Consider the following 21534-nt stretch of genomic DNA (forward strand, 5'->3'; position numbering starts at 1 on the left):
ATTCAGGCTCCTTCGGGTCCTTCGCTGACCGCCGTCACCGCGCCGTCGGCCACCCGCACCCGGATCCGCGTGCCTGCGGGCGCGTCGGCGACCGAGTGCAGTACCCGGCCGCCCGTCTGCACCACCGCGTAGCCGCGGGCCAGCGTGGCCGCCGGCCCGAGGGTCTTGAGCCGAGCCGAGAGATGCCCGGTGCGGTCGCTCTCGGCCGTGATGAGCCGTCCGATGTCGCGCCGCGCGGCCGCCAGCGCCCGGTGGATCTCGTCGGAGCGGGCGTCGAGCGCCTGCAGCGGCTGCGCCAGCACCGGACGGCTGCGCAACTGCGCGAGCAGGTGTTGTTCACGGTTCACCCAGTTGCGCAGTGCTCCCGCGCTGCGCTGCCGCAGCTCCGCGACCAGGGCTTGTTCGGCCGCCGCGTCGGGGACGATGCGCTTGGCCGCATCGGTCGGCGTGGCGGCCCGCAGGTCGGCGACGAGATCGCACAGCGGATTGTCCGGTTCGTGGCCGATTGCGCTGACGACGGGCGTCGTGCACGCCGCGATCTCACGGCACAGCGTCTCGTCGTAGAACGGCAGCAGGTCCTCCACGCTGCCACCGCCGCGCGCGATGACGATCACGTCGACGTCGGGATCTTTGTCCAGTTCGCGCAGCGCCTCGACCACCTGCGGCACGGTGTTCGGCCCCTGCACGGCGGTGTTGCGGATCGCGAAGCGCACCGCGGGCCAGCGCTCGGTGGCGACGGCGACCACGTCGCGCTCGGCGTGACTGGCCCGCCCGGTGATGAGGCCGACGGTGCCGGGCAGGAACGGGATCGGCCGTTTCAGCCGCGCATCGAAAAGGCCCTCGGCCGCGAGCAGTTCGCGCAGCCGGGCGATGCGGGCCAGCAGTTCGCCGAGGCCGACGGCGCGGATCTCGGTGATGCGCAGGCTGAACGAGCCGTTGCGGGTGTAGAACTGCGGCTTGCCGAGCACGATCACCTGCGTGCCCTCCGCCAATGGCACCGGGGCGTTGGCCACCAGGTCGCGCGGGCAGCTCACCGACAGCGACATGTCCGCCGCGGGGTCACGCAGCACCATCCACGCCGTCGACTGGCGCAGCTTCAACTCGGTGAGCTGACCCTCGATCCAGACCATGCCGAGCCGGTCGATGTACTTGGCCACCCGGGTGGCGACCGCACGGACCGGCCATGGGTTCTCCGCCGATTGGCCCGGCTCGGACGTGGTCACTTCGCGCTGGCGCGGGTGATCCTGTTGGCCAGCAGCGTCTGGAACGGGGCGCGCGCCTTGGTGTCGCCCTCGTAGTCGAGTAGCGCTTCGAGGTCGGCGATCCGCAGCGAGGGCAGCCGCGCGCGCAACTGGGCAAGCGTCAGCGACTCGTAATCCAGCTCGGTGACGATCTCGGGCGTGTCCGGCTTGGTCTTCTGGGCGGCTGGCTTCTCAGGGGCCGGCGACTCGGGCTCACCGGTGCTGTAGAGCGCGAACCGACCCTCGGTCCGACGCTCGCCGTCGTCACCGGAATCAGCGGACCCGTCGTCGGCGTCCTCGTCGAACGTCGCCCATTCCGGCTGCTCATCCTTGGGCGGGAAGATCGATTCGAGGGTCTCGTCGCCCTTGATCACCAAGGCCGCGACGTCCTGCTGCGCCTTCATCACCAGGTGCGCCACCTGGCTGACGATCGTCATCGGATACATCAGGATGGTCTGCGGCAGCTTTCGGGTCTCCTCGATGGCGGTCACGGCTGCGCCGACCAGCAGACGGACCCCATAGGGTGCGGTAGCCATGGGGACCAGCCTACGGCGGGCTCGCCAACTGGTCTGATACCCCTGCGGGTAAGTACCCTGGAGTCATGCCGTCGACAATCAACATGGGGATTCCGGGTGCTTCCAGCTCGGTCACTGGCGGCGTTGCCGGCAAGCGGGTGCTGCTGGCCGAGCCTCGGGGCTACTGCGCCGGGGTGGACCGGGCCGTCGAGACCGTCGAGCGTGCGCTCGAGAAGCACGGCGCCCCCGTCTACGTGCGGCACGAGATCGTGCACAACCGCTACGTGGTGGACACGCTGGCCAAGGCCGGCGCCGTATTCGTCGAGCAGACCGACGAGGTGCCCGAGGGCGCCATCGTCGTGTTCTCCGCCCACGGCGTCGCGCCGACGGTGCACGTGGAGGCGGCGGCCCGCAATCTCAAGACCATCGACGCCACCTGCCCGCTGGTCACCAAGGTGCACAACGAGGCCAAGCGCTTCGCGCGTGACGACTACGACATCCTGCTCGTCGGCCACGAGGGTCACGAGGAGGTCGTCGGCACCGCGGGTGAGGCACCGGACCATGTCCAGGTCGTCGACAACCCCGACGCGGTCGACAAGGTCACCGTGCGTGACCCGAACAAGGTCATCTGGCTGTCCCAGACCACGCTGAGCGTCGACGAGACGATGGAGACGGTGCGCCGGCTGCGGGAGAAGTTCCCGACGCTGCAGGACCCGCCCAGCGACGACATCTGCTACGCCACCCAGAACCGGCAGGTCGCGGTGAAGGCGATGGCGCCCGAGTGCGACCTCGTCATCGTCGTCGGTTCCACGAACTCGTCGAACTCGGTGCGGCTGGTCGAGGTTGCGCTGCTCGCCGGCGCGAGGGCCTCGCACCTCGTCGACTTCGCCGACGACATCGATCCCGCCTGGCTGGAGGGTGTCACCACCGTCGGCGTGACGTCGGGCGCGTCGGTGCCCGAGATCCTGGTGCGCGGCGTGCTGGACCGGCTCGCCGAGCACGGGTTCGACACCGTGCAGCCCGTCACCACCGCCAACGAGACACTCGTGTTCGCGCTTCCGCGCGAGATCCGCCCGTCGCGCAGCTGAGCTCAGCGCTCGGAGTCGTATTCTTCCCAGCTGTGCCGCCGCGGGCGGGTGCGGTATTCCGTACGGCGGTCGCTGTCGTCGGCGCCCCGGTAGCGCACCCGTGACACCGGGTGATGCGTCGAACTGCCGTTGGAGCCGTTGGTCCGGTGCGGTTCGAGCGGCTCGTAGTCGTCGTAGTCGCTGTAGCGGCGGCGCCGTTCCGGCCGCTCGTAGGCGTCGTAGGAGGACCGTCGCTCGGCGGGTGGTTCCTTGCGCGGCTCGCGGGGCGACTGGCTTCGCGGCCGTCGGCGGGGTTCGGCGGACGGCGGCTCGGCCGACCTGGCGCTCCTGGTCCGGCGCGGACGGTCCTCGACCGGCTCGACGATCTCGGTCTCCGGCGGGCGCGTGTGCCGCGACCGCGACGGTGTGGCCTTTCTCACCGGCTTGCGTGCGCCGCGGGCCTCGCGGGCTTCCAGCGCGGCCTCACCGGCGGCCGTGCGGGCGGACCGGCGAGGCCGTTCGGCAGCGGCGCGCTTGCGCGGCGGTTCTTCTTCGTCGTCGTCCTCGACGGCGGCTCCGGTGAGAGCCGACACCTTGGCGGTGACGCTCGACAGCAGGCCGGCGCCCGAGGCGCTGCGCTTGGGCTTGGCGTCTTTCGTGTCGCTGGTCTCGGCGGCGGGTGCGCCCCGCCGTGCCGACGTGCCGAGATACCACCGGCCCATCCCGATGAGCAGGACTGCCGCGGCGGTGAAGAACATCAGCGGGAACCGCTCGATCAGCGGATAGCCGCAGTTGATGGCCAGATCCTTGAGCCCGCTGAGCTGCCCGCCGTGGAAGAGGAAGTAGGCGCCGGGAACGCTCGCGAACAGGATCAGCGGCGGCTGGATGACAGCGGTGAAGATCGAGTTCTGCCGGACCGCGAGCACCGCGAGGAGGCAACCGAGCACGTAGCAGGCGGAGAACACGGCGCTGAGCTGACGATCGCCCGATCCGGCGTCGAACGCGAAACCGATGGCGGTGAACGTGCCCGCCAGCAGCACGGCACCCCACCACGGCACACCCGGGAAATTGGGATGCACAGAGCGATGGTCGGCCGACACCGCCGGCCGGGCGCGCTGTCCTGACACAGGTAGACCGTACCGGCTCCGCGGCGTGCTGCGCTGCCAGCGCGCGCGGGTGCGCGCGCCGCCCTCTGGCAGACTGTGATCCCTGTGGGACTCAACCTCGGAATCGTCGGACTCCCGAACGTCGGAAAGTCGACCCTGTTCAATGCGCTGACGCGCAACAACGTGCTGGCGGCGAACTACCCGTTCGCGACCATCGAACCCAACGAGGGCGTGGTCGCGCTCCCGGATCCTCGGCTCGACGAGCTGGCGAAAATGTTCCACTCCGACAAGATTGTGCACGCGCCGGTGACGTTCGTCGACATCGCCGGCATCGTCAAGGGCGCGTCGGAGGGGGCCGGCCTCGGCAACAAGTTCCTGGCCAACATCCGCGAATGCGACGCGATCTGTCAGGTGGTGCGGGTGTTCACCGACGACGACGTCACCCACGTCGACGGCCGGATCGATCCGCGGTCCGACATCGAGGTGATCGAGACCGAACTCATGCTCGCCGACATGCAGACCCTCGAGCGGGCGCTGCCGCGGCTGGAGAAAGAGGCCCGCACGCACAAGGACCGCAGACCCGTGCACGAGGCCGCACTCGCCGCGCAGGAGGTGCTCAACGACGGCCGGACGCTGTTCGGCGCGAGCTTCGACGCGACACTGCTGCGCGAGCTGAACCTGTTGACCACCAAGCCCTTCCTGTACGTGTTCAACGCCGACGAGGGCGTGCTGACCGACGACGCGCGGGTGGCCGAACTGCGCGAGCTGGTGGCGCCCGCGGACGCGGTGTTCCTCGACGCGAAGATCGAAGCCGAATTGCAGGAACTCGACGAGGAGTCGGCGGCCGAACTGCTGGAGTCGATCGGGCAGACCGAACGCGGCCTGGATGCGCTGGCTCGTGCGGGGTTCCACACGCTGAAGCTGCAGACCTTCCTGACGGCGGGGCCGAAGGAGGCGCGAGCGTGGACGATCCACCAGGGCGACACCGCGCCGAAGGCCGCGGGGGTCATCCACACCGACTTCGAGAAGGGCTTCATCAAGGCCGAGATCGTGTCCTACGACGATTTGGTGGAGGCCGGCTCGATGGCGGCGGCCAAGTCGGCGGGCAAGGTGCGCATGGAGGGCAAGGACTACGTGATGGCCGACGGCGACGTGGTGGAGTTCCGCTTCAACGTGTAGGGGGCTGAGACCGATCTACCCTGCCGCCCTCGCGCGACCTAGCTGATGACGAGGGTGACAGTGAGGCTCACGGTGGCCACCGAACTCGTGGCTGTGCCGTCCGACGCGCGGTAGGTGAAGCTGTCGGGCCCGATGTAGTTGGCGGCGGGGGTGTAGGTGAACGACCCGTTCGAGTTGAGGGTCAACGTTCCGTGCGATGGGTCCGTCACCAGCACCGCCATCAACGAATTTGTCTCGGGGTCACTGGCATTGGACAACACGCCCGGGGAGGCCACCGTCAGCGCGGTGTCCGCATTCGTCGAATAGGTCTCGTTGACTGCCACCGGCGAATCGTTGACCGGGGCGATCATGACGGTGACGGTGGCTTCGTTGCTGGTAGTACCGGCGTTGTCGTTGACGCGGTAGGCGAAACTATCGGTGGCAACTTCCGCGCCGTTGGAGGTGTAGGTGACGGCGCCATTAGCGCCGACGGTGACGCTTCCGGCGGCAGGATGCCGAGTGATGACGACCGTGGACGTATCGACCGTGCCGTCGGCGTCGGTGTCGTTGGCGGTGACCGTGACAATGGCGACGCCGCCTTAGGCGACGGTGATGCTGTCGTTGTTAGCGACCGGCGGTGCGCTGAGAGGGACACGTGTGGCCAACGAGATCACCGTCACGGTGTTGCCGGTGTAGTTGGTGATGTGCGCGCTGGTGCCGTCGCTGCTGAGCGCGATGTCGTACGGGGCGCCGCCGACGAAGATGGTGGCGGCGACGGTGTTGGTGCTGGTGTCGATCACCGACATGGTGCCGTCGCGAAAGTTGGTGACGTAGGCGCCGGTGCCGTCGGGGCTCAGCGCGACATTCACCGGGGTGTTGCCGACGGGGATGGTGGCAATGACGGTGTTGGTGGCGGTGTCGATCACCGACACGGTATTGCTGGCGGAGTTGGCAGTGTAGGCCCGGGTGCCGTCGGGACTCAGCGCGATCCCGTACGGGCCTCCTCTGCCGACGGGGATGGTGTTGGTGACGATGTTGGTGGTGGTGTCGATCACCGACACGCCGCGGCTCTGTGTGTTGGCAACGTAGGCGTGCGTGCCGTCGGGGCTGAGCGCAATACCTTCTGGCCTGAGACTTACGGGGATCGTTGCGATGACGGTGTTGGTGGTGGTGTCGATCACCGACACGGTGTGGTCGCGATTGTTGGTGATGTAGGCGCGGGTGCCGTCGGGACTGAAAGCGGTCTCCCGCGGGCCCCCGCCGACGGAAATGGTGGCGGTGACGGTGTTGGTGGCGGTGTCGATCACCGACACTGTGTAACCAATGAAATTGGTGACGTAGGCGTGGGTGCCGTCGGGGCTGAGCGCGACACCGTTCGGAGAGTCGCCAACGGGGATGGTGGCGGTGACGGTATTGGTGCTGGTGTCGATCACCGACACGGTGTCGTCGCCGTTGTTGACGATGTAGGCGCGGTTGCCGTCGGGGCTGAAGGCCACCCCACTAGCGGCGCTGCCAACGGTGATGGTGGCGGTGACAACTGCATTTACTGGATCGATCGGCACGTTGGTGACCGTGACCGTGATCGGCGGGTAGGTGCCGTCGGTGACCGTGACGGTGAAGCTGTCGACGTCGTCGCCGGCGGAATCGTAGGCGTCCAGGCGGGCCTGCGGCTTCGGTGTATAGGTGAAGGCGCCGTCGGTGTTGATCACCACTGTGCCCTGAGCCGGCGGGGTGGTGACGGTGTAGGTCAGGGTGTCGTTGTCGGCGACGTTGAGATCGCCTGTGACAACTCCGAATTGGGGATCGGCCGAGTTGACGGTCGGCGGCGCGGTGACCACCGGGGCACGGTTGGCGAACGAGATCACCGACACGGTGGCGCCGGAGTAGTCGGTGGTGTACGCGCGGGAGCCGTCGGGACTGACCGCAATCCCCATGGGGTAGTCGCCGACGGGGACGGTGGCGATCACGGTGTTGGTGGTGGTATCGATCACCGACACGGTGTCGCCCGCAGCGTTGGTGGTGTAGGCGCGGGTGCCGTCGGGACTGACCGCGATCCCCAACAAGTAACCGCCGACGGGGATGGTGGCGGTGACGGTGTTGGTGGTGGTGTCGATCACCGACACCGTGCCGCCCGTGCCGTTATTGGTGTAGGCGCGGGTGCCGTCTGGGCTGAATGCCACTCCAAGCGACCCCGTGCCCACGGGGATGGTGGCGGTAACGGTGTTGGTGGTGGTGTCGATCACCGACACGGTGTTGTCAATCTGGTTGGTGACGTAGGCGCGGGTGCCGTCGGGACTGACCGCGATCCCCAGCGGGTATCTTCCGACGGGGATGGTGGCGGTGACGGTGTTGGTGGTGGTGTCGATCACCGACACGGTGCCGGCGCCATTGTTGGTGATGTAGGCGCGGGTGCCGTCGGTACTGATCGCGATTCCCTGTGGGTATCTTCCGACGGGGATGGTGGCGATGGCGGTGTTGGTGGTGGTGTCGATCACCGACACGGTGTGACCGTTGTAGTTGGCGGTGTAGGCGCGAGTGCCGTCCGGGCTGAGCGCAATCGCGTATGGGTTGCCGGTGACCTCAACCGTGGCGGTGACGGTGTTGGTGGTGGTGTCGATCACCGACACGGTGTTAGAGCTGAAATCGGAGGTATAGGCGCGGGTGCCGTCGGGGCTGAAGACGACCGCGTTCGGATTGAGGCCGACGGCGATAGTGGCGGTGACGGCGGCTTCGGCTGGGTCGATGGGCACGTTGCTGACGGTGACCATGATGGGCGGGTGGGTCCCGTCGGTGACCACGACGGTGAAACTGTCGACGTCCTCGCCGGCGGATTCGTAGGCGTTCAGGCGTTCTCGCGGCTTCGGTGTATACGTGACTGTGCCGTCCTCGTTGACGACCACAGAGCCGTGGGTCGGCGCGGTGGGGACGGTGTAGACGAGGGGGTCGCCGTCGGGATCGGCGACGTTCAGCGTGACGTTCACGGCGCCGGTTCGGGGGTCGGGGGCGCCGTTGATGGTGAAAGCCGGGTCGCCGACAACGGGGGCGCCGTCGACGGGGGTGATGGTGATGGTGGCGGTGGTGGTGGAGGTGTGTTGGCCGCCGTAGAGCAGGCCCTCGGTGCCGTGGATGTGCCAGGGGCTGGCTTCGTCGGAGATGGTGTAGGTGAACGAATCGGTGCCGGTGTAGTTGGCGGTCGGGGTGTAGGTGAACGCGCCGGTGGTGGGGTTGAGCACCACGGTGCCGTGGGTGGGTTGGGTGTAGTCGGTGACGGTGAGCACGTCGCCGCCGGGCAGGCCGGCGACCGGGGCGCTCAGGTCGGGGTCGGTGTCGTTGGCCAGCACCGCGATGTCCACGGCGGTGTCTTCAGAGGTGGTGACCGCGTCGACCACCGCGGTCGGGGATTGGTTGAAGAGGCTGCGTTGCAGTTCGCGTTGCACCCACCCGAGCACGATGAACAGCATCATCGGCGGGGCGGGGGTGGTCGGGCCGGGGGAGAAAATGGAGTTCAGCAGGGTGGTGATGGCGGTATTGAAAATATTGCCCAGCACTTCTGAGGCTCCCAGCAGCGCTTCTGACAGGTTGGCCGGCTGAGTGGTCAGTGGCGCTGGGGCGGGGGTGCCGGGCGCGGCTGCTGCGGCGATGAACATCTGCGGTGTTGCGGCGGGGTCATCGAGGGTCAACGTGCCCATCGTGCGTGCGCTGGGTTGCCCGTCGCTGAACTGTCCGGCGTCGGCGTCGCTGTCCTGGTCGGTGAGGAGGTTGAGGTCTTCGATCAGGACCGGGGTTTGGGTGTCAGCGGGTGCGAGGTAGCCGGTCGGCGGCTCGGTGAGCACCGGCGGATCGGGTATCACGACCGTGGTGTCGGTGACTGCGGCCGGTGTGGGAGTTTCGGTCAGCGGCGTGGCGGTCTCTGGCGTGTGCACCACCGGGGTCGGGGTGCTGACATCCTGCTCGGCGCTCTCCTCGTCGAGATCGGAGTCTTCGTCGAGATCGGAGTCTTCGTCGAGATCTGACTCCTCGTCGAGATCGGAGTCTTCGTCCGCACCGGATAGGTGCGTGCCGCCGATGTTGGCGCCGGCATCTGACTTCGGCGTATCGGTATCGGCCTCGTCGTCGGACGGATCGTCGGACGGCTTGTCGGACGGTTTGTCGGAGTCGTCGGAGTTGTCAGAGTTGTCGCCGGTGGACTGCGCACCCTCCTCGGCCCATGCCACCGCCGGGTTGCCGATGCCGTATCCGGTGGCCGCCGCCGCCCCGACACCTAGCGCCACCGCCAACGCACCGACCCGGCCGATGTGAATCGCATAACCCATGTCTGCATCCCCGATGACCCAGACGTCGCCGCGAAACCGGGGTCGGTGAAGTTTCGGTCGGTGCCAGCCCGATCACGCCGCTCAAAGAGTGACAGCAAATTGACTGCGCCGTCAAACCCTAGCGGAAACCAGCATGGCATGTGTCTTTTTTGCCGACCGATTCCCGGTGCCGCCGCAACCGCGCCGTTTTCGCGACACATCCGCGACCTTGCCGCATCGAAGCGGAACTACAGGAACTCGACGAGGAGTCGGCGGCCGAGCTGCTGGAGTCCATCGGGTAGACCGAACGCGGCCTCGACGCGCTGGCCCGTGCCGGTTTCACACGCTGATGCTGCAGACCTTCCTGACGGCGGGGCCATGGAGTCGCGGGCGTGGACGATCCACCAGGGCGACACGGCGCCGAAGGCCGCGGGGTCATTCACACCGACTTCGAGAAGGGCGTCATCAAGGCCGAGATCGTGTCCTAGGACGACCTGGTACAGGCCGGCTCGATGGCGGCGGGCAAAGTGCGGATAGAAGTCAAGGACTATGCGATGGCCGACGGCGACGTGGTGGAGTTCCGCTTCTTCAAATCGAACGGTCAGTGATCGTGGCCGTGCGGGCGCGCCAAGAACGCCTGATGTCGCGCTTCGACGACACCTGGATCGAGCGCGCAGGTGTCCGCGAGAGCGTCCTCGAGCGCCGCCGCCCAGCTGCGCCAGTAGGGCCGGGTCGGCGCCTCGCCCACCCGGACCATGAGCCGTTCCCGGAAGTCCGCATAACTGAACACGCGTTGGCAGAGCGCCATCGTCACGCCGAACAGGCGACGCTCCCACGGTGCATCGAACGCCAGTTCCCCGTTGGCTCGCGGAGGTGCTGCCGGGCCTTCGGCGTCGAGAAGCATCTCAGCGTCCGGCATCGGCTGCCTCGGAAGCCAGCGCGACACCGATCATCGAGTCGCGTGTGACCAGTGGAACCAGTTGTTCCGCCGTCCACCCTTCTGTGTCCGACGGTCGCTGGGGCAGCACGAGGTAGCGCGCTTCGGCCGAACTGTCCCAGACGCGGATACGAACGTCGTCGGAGACGACCAGCCCCATTTCGGCAAGGACCTTGCGTGGCTCGACGACCATGCGCGACCGATACTCCGGCGACTTGTACCAGCTCGGTGGCAGCCCGAGGACAGGCCACGGGTAGCACGAGCAGAGGGTGCAGACCACCACGTTGTGCACATCGCCGGTGTTCTCGACAACGCGCATGTCCGCGCCTTCTACACCGCCGAACCCGAGTTCGGCGATGGCTTTGGTGCCGTGGTCGATGAGCCGTTTCCGGAAGGCGTCATCGGTCCAGGCTCGCGCAATCACCTTGGCGCCGTTGAGAGGACCGACATCCTTCTCATAGTGCTCGATGACCGCATCGACGGCGGCCGGGTCGATCAGCCCGCGCTCCAGGAGCAACGACTCCAACGCTTCAACGCGGACGGCGATGGGGTCAGGCTCACTCATGCCGGCTCCAGATAAGGCTCGAACAACTCGATGCGCACCTCGGTGTTGGGCTCGGCCTCGTCGCCCCACAGTTCGGCTCCGTCGAACATGACCGTATACAGGTGCTCAGGGGTAGTTGAGCCGGTGGCGAAACGTCGGTCCGGGAGGATCGCGGCGCCGCGGTGGTCGGTCACTCGCCCGAGCCGGCCGCTGACGTAATCGGGCTGCTGACTGTGCCCCTCCGCGGGCGCCGGGCGGACCCGCACCGCATCACCGATCGCGAAGCGTGCGGGCCGCTTCGTCTTCTTGTGCGTCCCAATGATCTTCGGTGCCACCCGGGCATTCATGAGGCGGGGCAAGGTTGGACGCAACGCCACCCGCTGCAGAAAAAGGGCCGTGCCCACCAACTTGAGCTTCGGAACCGAGCGTTCACCTGAGAGGTGCTTGGCAAACATCTGCTCGATGGCAGGGACCCACCGGCGGTAATACGGGCCGAAGTACTCCTCCGGCGGCAGGAGTGCCAAGTACCCACGAAACGTGTCGAGGTCAGGGCCGAGCATCGTTTGTAGGAAGTAGTTGATGCCGAAGATTCGGCGCTCCCAGACCGCGTGGAACACGGGCGCGCTCGGCGTGTGGGCGATCGAGCCGAAGTGCTCGGTCTTGCCGCCCAGATCGTGGCTGTTGGGCACGTAGCGAGCGTAGACCCGATTCCCCCTTGGGCGCTGCCGATCTCGAGCCTGATTTCCGCTTGAACCTTGGGCCTGAACTGCATTTTTGCTCCTATACGAGCTCAAGTTCGACGATCATCGTCATAAGCCGAACGCCAGGCAGTACGTTGAACGCGGCCGACCGCAGGCGCTCTTCGACGCGTTCTCGCGGTGGAAAGCGAGGGGCTGATGAAAGACGTTCTGATCGGCGTCGTCGTCTTCGCGATCATCTTCGGCGGCGCAATGTTGGGAATGTTTCTCGGAAAGGTCCTTCCCGATCCGCATTTGAGCACCGAGTCGCGCGACGCCATCAGGACCATAATGGCCATGCTCGGGACGCTGTCGGCTGTGGTGCTCGGCCTTCTCACCGGCTCCTCCATCGGCTCGCTCGCCGAGAAGGAGAGTGAATTGCGGAGTGCCGGAGTCCAATTCCTCATGCTTGATCAGACCTTGGCGGAGTACGGGCCGGAGACCGCGCCGATCCGAGCATTGGCCAAGGATGTGCTTGCGCAACGAATACATCAGATCTGGCCGGAGGAAGGCGGTGCGGTGTCGCTCACGGCGCTCAGCAGTGGGGCCGGCATCCTCTTGGTTCAGAGGGACGTCTTCGATCTGTCGCCGCGGACGGAGCGACAGCAGTGGCTGCGGTCCAACGCGCTCGAGAGCACCAACACGATCGCCCTGTCGCGGTGGACCACCGTCGAGCAGATCGGAAGCCGATTCCCATGGGCCTTTTTCGTCGTTGTCGTGGCTTGGCTGGCGGTGATCTTCGCCAGTTTCGGGCTGTTCGCACCGCGGAATGCGAGCGTGATCGCGGCATTGGTGGTCGCCGCGGTGGCACTTGCCGGCCCGATCTTCATGATGCTCGAGATGGATCAGCCGTACGGCGGGCTGGTCAAGATCCCCAGCACTTCTCTGCGGGTCGCCTTGGACCAGATGGGTCGATCGTGAACGCGCGAATGCTGACGGGCGCATAGGCTTGCGCCATCAGTCGGTTGGGGGTCCGATGTCCGGAGAATCGGTGGGTTCGTCGTCCAGATGGTGGTGGCGGCTGTGGCCGCCCAGGAACTGGCTGCTGGTCGCAAACACGCACTTCATGTCTCGGCGTTCACGCCGCCGATGGTCGGCCGGGGGAGCCGGAGGCGGTGGGAACTTCGGCGGAGATGGCGGTGGAGGCGGCTGCGGTGGCGGAGGTGGCTGCGGCGGCGGCGGAGGGGGCTGACCGAGATGGTGAGGTTCTGCTGCGACGTCGGCTCGACCGAGAGATCGGCCCGATGAGCGAAAGCGATCTCTTGGCCGTCTACCGTGCCTATCTGCAGTGCCTCAACGAACGACAGTGGCCGCGGCTCGGAGAGTTCGTCGCCGATGAGCTGACCTACAACGGACAACGCATGACGCTGCGCGACTACAGGACGATGCTGGAGGGCGACGTCGACGCGATTCCGGATCTGCAATACCAGCCGGAGGTCCTCATTGCCGCCGACGACGTCGTGGCGTGCAGACTGTTCTTCGAATGCACTCCGCGGCAGACGTTTCTGGGTCTCGAACCGACAGGCGGGCAGGTCTCGTTCCCGGAGCACGTCTTCTACAGATTCGATGACGACCGCCGGATCGCCGAGGTGTGGTCGGTGATCGACCTGCAGGCGATCCGCGAGCAGGTGGTGCGCGGGTCATAGCGGCAAGCGCGGCCCGCAACCGTCAGCGCCTGTTGACCGCCCAGCCATCGACATGCGCCGGCAGTCGGGCGAGATGTCGTGCCAGCACACGCTGATAGGCCGTGGACATTGCGGCGTCGAGGAGTCGACCGACGGGTCCGCCGAACGCCGGTTCACCCGTGGCCTGGCAGGTGTAGCGGGTCCCCCCGGGAACCTCTTCCAAGGTGTCGATGGTCACGAACGGAAACCTGGACTTCGTCGACCGGAATTCCATCACCCTGGGTGGCTCGAAGCGGGTGAAGACGCCGGTCCACTCGTAGGTGATGCCGAACATCCGGGCAGTGCCGTGCCAGACATCGCCGGGAACGTACGGTGGTCGCTTTTCGGCGCGAACGGCCACGATTCCCGGCAACACGTTCGAGGTGTAGTCCGGATCGACGATGTAGTCCCAGACGACCTGCGCGGGATGGGCGATGACGACTGATGCGGTTCCATGAGCCATGACTCACGGTAAATCGACATGGACGCCTTCGGCGACAGTTGAGACAGGTCCTCGAGTCAGCGTGGCGGTGCAGGAGCGGGTGGCAGCGGAACCGAGAACGGGGCGCAGGGCCCGAACAGGTCGGGACGGAAGAGCTTCGTCACGACGCATTCACCGTTCACGGCAGGGTATTTCGCGGTAACGGTGCTGACGACCAGGGTGCGCACCTGCCTGTACAGGTCGGTGCTCGCCGTGGTGGCCAGACTCTTCGCCAACGAGTACATGTTCATACCGGTCCCGGGAACCGGTTGTTTCCCGCGCGCCGTGTCTGGGCCGTCCTTGTTCAGCGCCGAGTGGCACTCCTGGAAGCCGGGCGGTGGCCCCCCGGGGGGACAACCGTCGAACGGAAACTGATTGAAGAACAACAGATTGAAGTAACCGGTGTGAAGACCGGCCGGAAAGGCGCCCGGATTGCAGGACGGGAACAGCGGGGGAGCCAACCGGTTCGGCTGCCCCGCCGCGATGTTCTCCTCGACCCAGTTCGAGTGTGCGTAGAAATCCTGCTGGGCGTGCAGTAAGCCGCCGAATGCGGCGCGCGCGGCGGGTCCGTTCACCAATACCGTCGCACCCGGGCCGGCAGGCAGCGACCCGCTGAGGAGGACCGGTGAGAAGGTGTTCCACGCCCGCTGCGCCTTGGCGCAGACCTCCGCGGGGCTTCTCGCATTGTCGATGTGTCGCCAATCGTCGAGCGCGAAGGCGTCACTGCCCATGGCGCCGCCGCCGGGCGGCGGCCCGTTGAGGATCTGCGCGAGGCCGAGTTGATTGACCTGATCCGGTGGGAGCGCGGCCCGCGTGATGCTCTCGTGGTTCTGAATCGCGAACGCCGCAGCGGTGGGCATGGCCCAACAGCACAACGCTCCGATCAGGCCGGCCACGACGGCTACCGATGACGCGACCCGCCCTCGTCGTTGGAATGCGGTCATTCGATCTCCTCCCGGCGACGAAATCGCAACGTGATGGGACGGCACGAAACGTCGCTGCGCTGGCAGCTCAGTACCCAACGGAGATCAAGAGCAAACTGGGCGACGATCGACAGATCGTCGGGTGATTGCCCTGCGCACCCCGTCAACACTTGTTGACGGGCGCGTGTGCGGCACATGCCGTGGACACGCATGCCGGCTACTCAGGGCCAGGCGCAACGACGGTGCCATCGGCCGCGGCATCGACCAGTTCGCGAGCGATCTCGGCCTGCCGGACCAGGAACGCACCTTCGTCCAGCTTCTTGCGGCGCATCCAGCCGGTCACCTCGAAGTTGCACTTGCTCGCGTTGCACGAGCGGCAGCTGGGCACCACATTCGCCAACGCGTAACGGCCGCCCCGCGAGATCGGCAGCATGCAGTCCTTCTGCAGTGGTGTGCCATTCGCACCGCAGTAGGCGCACCCGCCCCACGCCAGCTTGAGCGCGGCCCACTGGGCTGCTGTCAGATCGTGTTCCTGCTCGGCCATCCGCCGGCTGCGTCGGCGCGCGTATCTCGCCGAGCGGGTCCGGCTTCGGGGCGGCATGGGCTGAGGCTAGCGCCGGTCGCGGCCACCGCCGGTGCGGTGACCTCCCGCGTGTCGCCGATGAGGCCGATCGCCGAACGCGACGTCACTACCGGCGTAGGGTCCGGCTACCAGCGATCCCGACGGGGGTGGCCGCTCATGACCGGAACTCGCACCCGAACGACGCGCCTGTGGTGCCTCGCCGGCACGCTGCTGCTCACGGTGGCGGGGTGCTCGTCGTCCACCGACGGGCCGACGGCGCTGAAAACGATTGACGGCGAGGCGTTCCAACGGGTGGTCGATGCCGCGGCGAAGGACCTCCGGGTGCCCGGCGCCATGGTGCTGCTGCAGACCCCGCAGGGAAGGTTCGTCGCGCCCTTCGGGACCACTGAGATCGGGACCATGACGCCGCCCACCCCGCAAACCCACTTCCGGATCGCGTCGAACACCAAGACGATGACCGCCGCGTTGATCGTGCTGCTCGCCCAGGACGGCAAGCTCCGGCTCGACGATCCCGTGTCGTCCTTCGTGGCCGACGTGCCGGGCGGTGACGACATCACCATCGCGCAGCTGCTGAAGATGCGCACCGGGCTGTACGGCTACACCGGCGACCCGGACCTGTCGGCCATGATGGACGCCGATCCGGGCCGGGCGTGGACACCGGGGGAGGTGTTGGCCATCGCCTTCCGTCACCCGCCGAACTTCGCGCCGGACGCCGAATACGAATACAGCAACACGAATTACGCACTGCTCGGCCTGGTCGCCGAGAAGGCGGGCGGCCGACCGCTGGCCCAACAGTTCAAGGAGAGGCTGTTCGTGCCGGCCGGCATGACGCAGACCTCACTACCCGCCGCCGACGACACCTCGATGCCCGCACCGTTCTCGCACGGCTACATGTACGGCGGCAGTTTCTACGCCCTCGGCGACGATCCCTACCCCGCCGACATCCAAGCCGCCGCGCGGGACGGATCGCTGAAACCGGTCGACTACACCCATCAGAACTCGTCGTATGCCACCGCCGCCGGGGGTGCCGTCTCGACGGCCGACGACCTGGCCACCTGGATGCGCGCACTCGTCTCCGGCCGGATCCTCGACGCAGATCACCACCGCCGATGGCAGGACTCGCTGCAGGCGGAGGATCCGGACGCACCCGACGGCCAGAAATACGGTTATGGAATCTCGTACCAGCGTTTCGGTCCCGAGGCCGCGATGTACTACCACGGGGGCGAACTGCCGGGCTTCAACTCGTTCATGGGCTTCGACCCGGACAACGACGTCACCCTCGTCATCTGGACGAATCTGACGCTGTCGCCGGACGGCAGGACCACAGCGCAAGCGATGCTCCCGACAATGCTCGACGAGATCTACGCCGGGCTGTCGCTGAGCTCGCCGCCGCCGACGACCACGAGGTAACCGGCGGACCGGCCGCGTCCACGACCTGGCCCGGGTAGATGAGGCAGAATCGCGACGATGACGACGCCCCCGCCGCCACGCCCAGGGCAGCCCGGATGGCGTGGTCGCGGCCAGCCGCCGCAGGATCCGGCGACGCACCGCATCCCGCGTGGCCGTCCGGAACCGCCGACCGAGAGATTCCGCCCGCCGCCGCGACGCCCCGACGTCCCACGACCTCCCGATGCGGGACGTCCATCCGACGCCGGGCGCACCGAGAAGCTGCGGCGCCCGCCGTCACCCGCGGACATCTCCCCGACGCAGGAGATATACCGCACGCCTCCGCCTGCCCCGCCGCTCCCGCCGGCAGCGCCGCCACCACCTGACGCCCCCAAGCCGAGCAAGCGACGCTCTCTGTTGGGCAACCGCCAGTCCGTCATCCTGATCGCGGTGATCGCCGTCGCGGCGATCATCGGTGGCCTCGCGGGCGCCGAACTGTATGCCCGCAGCCGAGCCGACAGCATCCTGGTCGAGGTCGCCGAATGCGTGGTCGACGACGGCGCCACCATCTCCTTCGGAGTGAACCCGCCGTTCCTGTGGCAGCACATCACCGGCCACTACACGAACATCTCCGTGGTCACCGCCGGTGACCGCGTGCAGAGCGCCAACGGGATGACCGCGGACGTCACGCTCGAGGACATCCGGCTGCAGGAGACCGCGGACTCCAAGGGCACCATCGGCTCGCTGAACGCGACGTTGACGTGGAAGTCGGCCGGCATCAAGGACACCGTGGCGGACAACCTGCCCGGCGTCGGAAGCCTGGTCACCGGCGTACGGACGGACCCGGCGGCGGGCACGATCATCCTGGACGCCGGCGACTACAGCGTCACGGCCAAGCCTGTCGTGGCCGACGGCAACCTCGACCTGCAGGTTCTCGACGTCAACGGACCGCTGCCGAAGGACACCGTGCAGTCGGCGTTGAACGACCTCACCAAGAAGCTGAACGACAACTACCCGCTCGGCATCCACGCCGACAGCGTCGAGGTCACCGACACCGGCGTCGTGGGCACTTTCTCCAGCGAGAACGCGTCGATCCCGAAGGAGGACGCCGATCCCTGCTTCGCCCGGCTCTGACCGCCGTCTACATCGGCGGTGGCGGCAGAGGTAGTGGCGGTGGGGCCAACCGGCCCGCGGCGAAGGCGGCGCCCTGCTGTGTCAGGCCGTTCGCGACGTACAGGCCATGCAGATGGCCGTCAGTGCCGGGGCTGCAGATCGGGTCGCCCGGCACGCACAGGTTCAGCGACTTCGCCGCAAGCGGCTCGCTGAGCGGGACGGCGGTGGCGCCGTACTTGCGCAGCACCTGATCCGTCGGCTTCCCGAAATAGACCACGGCGGCGATGTGCTCACCGACCTCCGGTAGCAGCGGCGCGGGCACCGCCTCGGGCGGCAGGCCCTGAGGCGCGGTTCCGGAGGCCACGAAGTCCGCCACGACCGCGCCCTGGGAGTACCCGCCGAGCACGATGCGGGTGGCCGGGCAGGCCGCCGCGGTGTTCTGGACGTGCACGGCCGCGTCCCGGGCGCCGTCCACGACGGTCCGCTGGAAATCCGGGCTGGCGAAGTCGCCGGAGGCCGCGTAGTTCACCGGATACACCGCCAGGGTCCGCATGCCGAGGTGCCACCGCAGTGCGTCGACGAAGGACTGGCCCGGCGCGCCGACGCCGAACGGCTCATTGGTGCCGCGGGCGAACACCACCTCGACGTCGGTGCACGGCGGCGGCTGCGCGGACGCCGGTGCCGGCCCGACAAGCAGCGCGGATACGGAGGTCAGGGCCGAAGCCACCACCATCGCACCGCGTCGGATCATCACTGCCCACGGGCTCACCCGTGCCTGTGTAGTCAAAAGCGCCACCGAAAAGTTCCCACCCCGTCGCAGAATCCCGGACCCGACGTGAATGTTAGCTGCGTCTCGCCGGATGCGTGTGCGGGTTTCGGTGGAGGGCTGTGGTGGGTACTTCTGAGGTTCGGCCCCGGGCTTTCCAGGGCCGCATTGCCAACGAAGGAGTGGGCACCGTGAGCGGCACCGATAAAGCGAAGAACAAGATCGAAGACCTCGGCGGCAAGGCCAAGGAAACCCTCGGACGGGCGACGGGCGACCGGACGACCGAGAACGAGGGCCGCGGCGATCAGTCGAAGGCGAGCCTCAAGGACGCCGGCGAGAAGGTCAAGGACGCGTTCAAGAAGTAATCGCATCACCCCCGGCGGTTGGCCGGGTATGGAAGTGCGCCCATGACGGACCTGGTCCGTTGTGGGCGCACTCATGTGTTGGTCGGGTAGCCGGGGTCAACCGTCCAGCGTCACCGGGATCTCGTCGCTCAACCGGTAGCCCTCGGCGAGCGGCAGGTCGTCGCCGCTCCAGAACTTGCCCGGGTCGAACCAGCTGTAGTGCTTCTCGGTGGTGAGCAACCCCATGTGCTCATAGGTGATCGCGACGGTCTCGGCGCAGTAGGCGGTCTGCAGCCCGACGTTGAGCTTCTCGGCCTTCCTGCGTTGCGCGGCTGTGCGAACCTTGCGGTCCACGAACGGTATTCCGCGCACCCAGTCACTCGCCGTGGGAACGCGGCCACGAAACCATCGGCCCGTCAGGCGGGCAGTGGACGGAAACGGTGTGCCGTCCATCCGGGCGATCACCTTCAGCGCCAGATCCTCCTGCTCGCGCGTCGCGTACGGACTGAGCTGACGAAGCCAGCACCGCTGCCCGTAGTTCTGCATCCACCGCTCGGCGGCCTCGCGGGCGTCGTTGAGTTGGACGCCGCGGTGATGGTCGCCGGTCCACAGGTCGAGCAGCTTGTCGCCGAGTTCCGCGTGCCAGATCAGCGGTGGCAGGTCGTCGAAGGCCACCGTCATGCCGACATGGTTGACCGGCGCATTCGTCATGGTCTGAATTGCCCGGTCCGGCCCGGAAGCGCCGCGGAACAGCCAGATGTCACCTGTGCGGGTCTCATTCAGCGCCTGCGTCAGCGACACCGTGTTCGCAATCACCAGCGCAGCTTAGGCACACTGTCGATCATGCGGAGCATCTGGAAGTGGGTTGGGCTGGCCGGTGTCGCCGGCGTGGTGGCCGGTGGTGCGCTGGTGGCGCGCGATCAGCGTCGGCGCAACGCGTACACGGCCGACGACATTCGCGCCCGGCTGCACAAGCGCCTCGAAGAGGCGGATCGCGCCTAGCCGGAGACCGCGTAGAGCCGATACGAGCCCTTGAACCCCTTGAGCTCGGCGTCGCGGCCCTCGTCGAACGAGACGCCGTCGCAGTCGTCGCCCTCACAGGCGTCGCGCACCGAATCGCTGACCAGGATCTCGCCGCCTTCGGCCTGCGCAGCCACCCGGGCGGCCAGGGCCACGTTGCGGCCGAACAAGTCCTCGCCGCGTCGGACCGACTTGCCGGAGTGAATGCCGATCCGCACGCGAATACCATTCGGCCGCTTGGCCAGTGCGCGTTGCAGTTCGACGGCACAGAGCACCGCCTGATTCGGTTGGGCGAACGCCACCATGAAGCCGTCGCCCTGGCTCTTGACGACGTGACCGCCGTGGTTCTTGACGTGCCGCTGCACCAGGCGGGCGTGGCCGCTGATCAACCGGGTCCAGGCGCGGTCGCCGATCCGGTTGTTGAGAGTGGTGGAGTCCTCGATGTCGGAGAACATGATCGCCACCCGGCCGTCGGGCGCAAGCCGGGCGAGATCGGGCCGCTCCACCTCGAACCAGTCGGCGAGGTCCTCGATCGACGTCCGGATGGCGCCGCCGAACCCTTTCTCGCGAACCAGGGTGGCGGTCTGCCACATCGTCTTGACCGCTTCACGACCGCCGCTCAGCAGCATGTTGCGGGTGTCGTATCGGCGGTGCAACTCCTCGGCCTCACGACGGCTGCGCGTCAGGAGCACCGACAGCACCGCGATGGCCACCGCCTCCGCGGCCGCGACGACGGCCAGCGCGTAAGCCGCGATCTGCACTCCGCTCACCGTTGTCCGGCTAACTGAACGCGTTGGTGATCGTGGCCATGTCGAAGTAGTCGCGCCATGCCGCGATTCTGCCGTCTGCGATCTCGAACACTCCCATCACGGGCAGTTCGATGTCGGTGCCGCCGGGGCGGCGCATGACGTCGGTGCGCTCGTTCATCACCAGGTCGCCCATGCTGACCTGTCGGTGCACCCGGAACTCGAGGCCCTCGAAGTTGCCGAGGAAGTCGCGAATGTACTCCTCGATGGCCGCCCGGCCCTGCACCGCGGGGAGCGGAATGTTGTGATAGACAGCGTCTTCGGTGAAGAAGCCGGCCAACTCGTGGGGATCGGGTGAGGTCCACCGGCCGCAGAAGTCGGTGACGATTTCGTCCGCGGATCGCGTCATGCGTCGACTAAACGCGAGCGTCCGCCTGGAAAGCAAGTCTTCAGACGCCGGTCGACGACCCCGGTCGCACGATCATCAGGATGGTCACCGCCACCCACAGCAGGTTGAACATGCCGGTGGTCATGGCGAGTCGCGGCACCGTGGCACCATCGAGAACCGCGCGTTGATCGGGCAGGATGCTCGCGACGAGGACGGCGGCGGCGATCGCGGTGAGCGCGATCGACACCAGCACCCAGGCCTGCGTCAGCACACCCATCGACAGCGCTGTGCCGATACCGAGGAGCGGCACCGCCACTCCGACAATCGCGTATGTGCGGCAGATCCTGTGCAGGGCAATGGTCACCGGCCCGGCTGCGGCGTCCGGGCCTGCGGCGGCACGCGCGTAGCGCGGGAAGATGCTCGCCGCGACGGCGATCGGGCCGATGGCGAGGATGGCCAGTACCACGTGGAGGCTGAGGAAGACGGCGGACATCGGCGTCGACGTTAAGCGACGGCGGGCCGA

At 67.3% G+C, this 21534-nt stretch carries 24 protein-coding genes and 1 pseudogene; 9 read left to right on the plus strand and 16 right to left on the minus strand.

Annotated elements, in window-relative coordinates; translation table 11 throughout:
• Nucleotides 1-2: 2 nt before the first annotated feature.
• Together xseA and ACPCHZ_RS20525 are read right to left on the minus strand one after the other, a co-directional pair.
• Nucleotides 3-1223 (minus strand): exodeoxyribonuclease VII large subunit, encoded by a 1221-nt coding sequence (gene xseA, locus ACPCHZ_RS20520; protein ID WP_423486428.1) that lies wholly within the window; start codon nucleotides 1221-1223, stop codon nucleotides 3-5.
• Complete coding sequence (locus ACPCHZ_RS20525) at nucleotides 1220-1777, minus strand: lipid droplet-associated protein (RefSeq protein ID WP_423486429.1); 558 nt, start codon at nucleotides 1775-1777, stop codon at nucleotides 1220-1222. The genes xseA and ACPCHZ_RS20525 overlap by 4 nt, the downstream gene beginning before the upstream one ends.
• A 65-nt stretch (nucleotides 1778-1842) precedes the next feature.
• Between ACPCHZ_RS20525 and ACPCHZ_RS20530 the strand changes: the two genes are divergently transcribed.
• A complete protein-coding gene (locus ACPCHZ_RS20530; RefSeq protein WP_364974499.1) occupies nucleotides 1843-2844 on the plus strand; it encodes a 4-hydroxy-3-methylbut-2-enyl diphosphate reductase in 1002 nt (333 codons plus the stop codon).
• A gap of 2 nt (nucleotides 2845-2846) precedes the next feature.
• On the opposite strand, the gene ACPCHZ_RS20535 is transcribed toward ACPCHZ_RS20530, so the two are convergent.
• The gene (locus ACPCHZ_RS20535; RefSeq protein WP_423486430.1) at nucleotides 2847-3950 is read right to left on the minus strand and encodes a DUF6542 domain-containing protein; all 1104 of its coding nucleotides are present in this window, start codon (nucleotides 3948-3950) and stop codon (nucleotides 2847-2849) included.
• A gap of 84 nt (nucleotides 3951-4034) precedes the next feature.
• Between ACPCHZ_RS20535 and ychF the strand changes: the two genes are divergently transcribed.
• Nucleotides 4035-5108 carry a redox-regulated ATPase YchF gene (gene ychF, locus ACPCHZ_RS20540; protein ID WP_423486431.1) on the plus strand — a complete coding sequence of 358 codons (1074 nt, stop codon included), beginning with the start codon at nucleotides 4035-4037 and terminating at the stop codon, nucleotides 5106-5108.
• Between the two features lie 38 nt (nucleotides 5109-5146).
• On the opposite strand, the gene ACPCHZ_RS20545 is transcribed toward ychF, so the two are convergent.
• Entirely contained in the window at nucleotides 5147-5674 is a 528-nt protein-coding gene (locus ACPCHZ_RS20545) for a tandem-95 repeat protein (RefSeq protein WP_423486669.1), read from the minus strand.
• A gap of 12 nt (nucleotides 5675-5686) precedes the next feature.
• Nucleotides 5687-9400, minus strand: coding sequence for an Ig-like domain-containing protein (locus ACPCHZ_RS20550; protein WP_423486432.1), 3714 nt, complete (start codon nucleotides 9398-9400; stop codon nucleotides 5687-5689).
• 215 nt (nucleotides 9401-9615) lie between these two features.
• Here ACPCHZ_RS20550 and ACPCHZ_RS20555 point away from each other — a divergent pair.
• Nucleotides 9616-9987, plus strand: a pseudogene (locus ACPCHZ_RS20555) (DUF933 domain-containing protein); the annotation flags it as partial.
• Here ACPCHZ_RS20555 and ACPCHZ_RS20560 read toward each other — a convergent pair.
• Genes ACPCHZ_RS20560 through ACPCHZ_RS20570 form a run of 3 tightly spaced genes read right to left on the minus strand, consistent with a single transcriptional unit; the run spans nucleotide 9981 to nucleotide 11549 of the window.
• The gene (locus ACPCHZ_RS20560; RefSeq protein ID WP_423486433.1) at nucleotides 9981-10298 is read right to left on the minus strand and encodes a nitrile hydratase accessory protein; all 318 of its coding nucleotides are present in this window, start codon (nucleotides 10296-10298) and stop codon (nucleotides 9981-9983) included. The pseudogene ACPCHZ_RS20555 and the gene ACPCHZ_RS20560 sit on opposite strands and share 7 nt — an antisense overlap.
• Nucleotides 10285-10881, minus strand: coding sequence for a nitrile hydratase subunit alpha (nthA, locus tag ACPCHZ_RS20565; protein ID WP_423486434.1), 597 nt, complete (start codon nucleotides 10879-10881; stop codon nucleotides 10285-10287). Before nthA ends, ACPCHZ_RS20560 begins: the two co-directional genes overlap by 14 nt.
• Nucleotides 10878-11549: an SH3-like domain-containing protein gene (locus ACPCHZ_RS20570; RefSeq protein WP_423486435.1), complete on the minus strand. Its 672-nt coding sequence runs from the start codon at nucleotides 11547-11549 to the stop codon at nucleotides 10878-10880. The genes nthA and ACPCHZ_RS20570 overlap by 4 nt, the downstream gene beginning before the upstream one ends.
• 207 nt (nucleotides 11550-11756) lie before the next feature.
• Between ACPCHZ_RS20570 and ACPCHZ_RS20575 the strand changes: the two genes are divergently transcribed.
• Nucleotides 11757-12518 carry a hypothetical protein gene (locus tag ACPCHZ_RS20575; RefSeq protein WP_423486436.1) on the plus strand — a complete coding sequence of 254 codons (762 nt, stop codon included), beginning with the start codon at nucleotides 11757-11759 and terminating at the stop codon, nucleotides 12516-12518.
• A gap of 212 nt (nucleotides 12519-12730) precedes the next feature.
• Nucleotides 12731-13243, plus strand: a complete 513-nt coding sequence (locus ACPCHZ_RS20580) for an ester cyclase (protein WP_423486437.1) — start codon at nucleotides 12731-12733, stop codon at nucleotides 13241-13243.
• 22 nt (nucleotides 13244-13265) lie between these two features.
• Here ACPCHZ_RS20580 and ACPCHZ_RS20585 read toward each other — a convergent pair whose 3' ends face one another.
• The 3 genes from ACPCHZ_RS20585 to ACPCHZ_RS20595 all read right to left on the minus strand — a co-directional run bounded on the left by ACPCHZ_RS20585 (nucleotide 13266) and on the right by ACPCHZ_RS20595 (nucleotide 15266).
• Nucleotides 13266-13724 carry an SRPBCC family protein gene (locus ACPCHZ_RS20585; RefSeq protein ID WP_423486438.1) on the minus strand — a complete coding sequence of 153 codons (459 nt, stop codon included), beginning with the start codon at nucleotides 13722-13724 and terminating at the stop codon, nucleotides 13266-13268.
• A gap of 56 nt (nucleotides 13725-13780) precedes the next feature.
• Nucleotides 13781-14602 (minus strand): hypothetical protein, encoded by an 822-nt coding sequence (locus tag ACPCHZ_RS20590; protein WP_423486439.1) that lies wholly within the window; start codon nucleotides 14600-14602, stop codon nucleotides 13781-13783.
• A 280-nt stretch (nucleotides 14603-14882) separates the two neighbouring features.
• Nucleotides 14883-15266 carry an HNH endonuclease gene (locus ACPCHZ_RS20595; protein ID WP_423486440.1) on the minus strand — a complete coding sequence of 128 codons (384 nt, stop codon included), beginning with the start codon at nucleotides 15264-15266 and terminating at the stop codon, nucleotides 14883-14885.
• 138 nt (nucleotides 15267-15404) lie between these two features.
• On the opposite strand from ACPCHZ_RS20595, the gene ACPCHZ_RS20600 reads away from it, so the two are divergent.
• Nucleotides 15405-16658, plus strand: coding sequence for a serine hydrolase domain-containing protein (locus ACPCHZ_RS20600; RefSeq protein WP_423486441.1), 1254 nt, complete (start codon nucleotides 15405-15407; stop codon nucleotides 16656-16658).
• A 57-nt stretch (nucleotides 16659-16715) separates the two neighbouring features.
• Nucleotides 16716-17768 carry a DUF2993 domain-containing protein gene (locus ACPCHZ_RS20605; protein ID WP_423486442.1) on the plus strand — a complete coding sequence of 351 codons (1053 nt, stop codon included), beginning with the start codon at nucleotides 16716-16718 and terminating at the stop codon, nucleotides 17766-17768.
• Between the two features lie 7 nt (nucleotides 17769-17775).
• Here ACPCHZ_RS20605 and ACPCHZ_RS20610 read toward each other — a convergent pair whose 3' ends face one another.
• On the minus strand, nucleotides 17776-18498 hold the full coding sequence (locus ACPCHZ_RS20610) for a cutinase family protein (RefSeq protein ID WP_423486670.1): 723 nt from the start codon (nucleotides 18496-18498) through the stop codon (nucleotides 17776-17778).
• 206 nt (nucleotides 18499-18704) lie between these two features.
• Here ACPCHZ_RS20610 and ACPCHZ_RS20615 point away from each other — a divergent pair, with 206 nt between their 5' ends.
• Nucleotides 18705-18878: a CsbD family protein gene (locus tag ACPCHZ_RS20615; protein WP_264011331.1), complete on the plus strand. Its 174-nt coding sequence runs from the start codon at nucleotides 18705-18707 to the stop codon at nucleotides 18876-18878.
• A 96-nt stretch (nucleotides 18879-18974) separates the two neighbouring features.
• Here the strand turns inward: ACPCHZ_RS20615 and ACPCHZ_RS20620 are convergent, their stop codons facing one another.
• A complete protein-coding gene (locus ACPCHZ_RS20620) occupies nucleotides 18975-19658 on the minus strand; it encodes a guanylate cyclase (protein ID WP_423486671.1) in 684 nt (227 codons plus the stop codon).
• A 42-nt stretch (nucleotides 19659-19700) separates the two neighbouring features.
• On the opposite strand from ACPCHZ_RS20620, the gene ACPCHZ_RS20625 reads away from it, so the two are divergent.
• Nucleotides 19701-19859 carry a hypothetical protein gene (locus ACPCHZ_RS20625; RefSeq protein ID WP_269892401.1) on the plus strand — a complete coding sequence of 53 codons (159 nt, stop codon included), beginning with the start codon at nucleotides 19701-19703 and terminating at the stop codon, nucleotides 19857-19859.
• Here the strand turns inward: ACPCHZ_RS20625 and ACPCHZ_RS20630 are convergent.
• The 3 genes from ACPCHZ_RS20630 to ACPCHZ_RS20640 are packed head-to-tail and all read right to left on the minus strand — an operon-like array spanning nucleotide 19856 to nucleotide 21504.
• Nucleotides 19856-20647 (minus strand): adenylate/guanylate cyclase domain-containing protein, encoded by a 792-nt coding sequence (locus ACPCHZ_RS20630; RefSeq protein ID WP_423486443.1) that lies wholly within the window; start codon nucleotides 20645-20647, stop codon nucleotides 19856-19858. The two genes, ACPCHZ_RS20625 and ACPCHZ_RS20630, sit on opposite strands and share 4 nt — an antisense overlap.
• A 10-nt stretch (nucleotides 20648-20657) precedes the next feature.
• Entirely contained in the window at nucleotides 20658-21032 is a 375-nt protein-coding gene (locus ACPCHZ_RS20635; RefSeq protein ID WP_423486444.1) for a limonene-1,2-epoxide hydrolase family protein, read from the minus strand.
• 40 nt (nucleotides 21033-21072) lie between these two features.
• A complete protein-coding gene (locus ACPCHZ_RS20640) occupies nucleotides 21073-21504 on the minus strand; it encodes a hypothetical protein (RefSeq protein WP_423486445.1) in 432 nt (143 codons plus the stop codon).
• Nucleotides 21505-21534: the final 30 nt, after the last annotated feature.

It is taken from the genome of Mycobacterium sp. NPDC050041, from assembly GCF_049541695.1.
In the GTDB taxonomy this organism is placed as follows: Bacteria; Actinomycetota; Actinomycetes; order Mycobacteriales; family Mycobacteriaceae; genus Mycobacterium.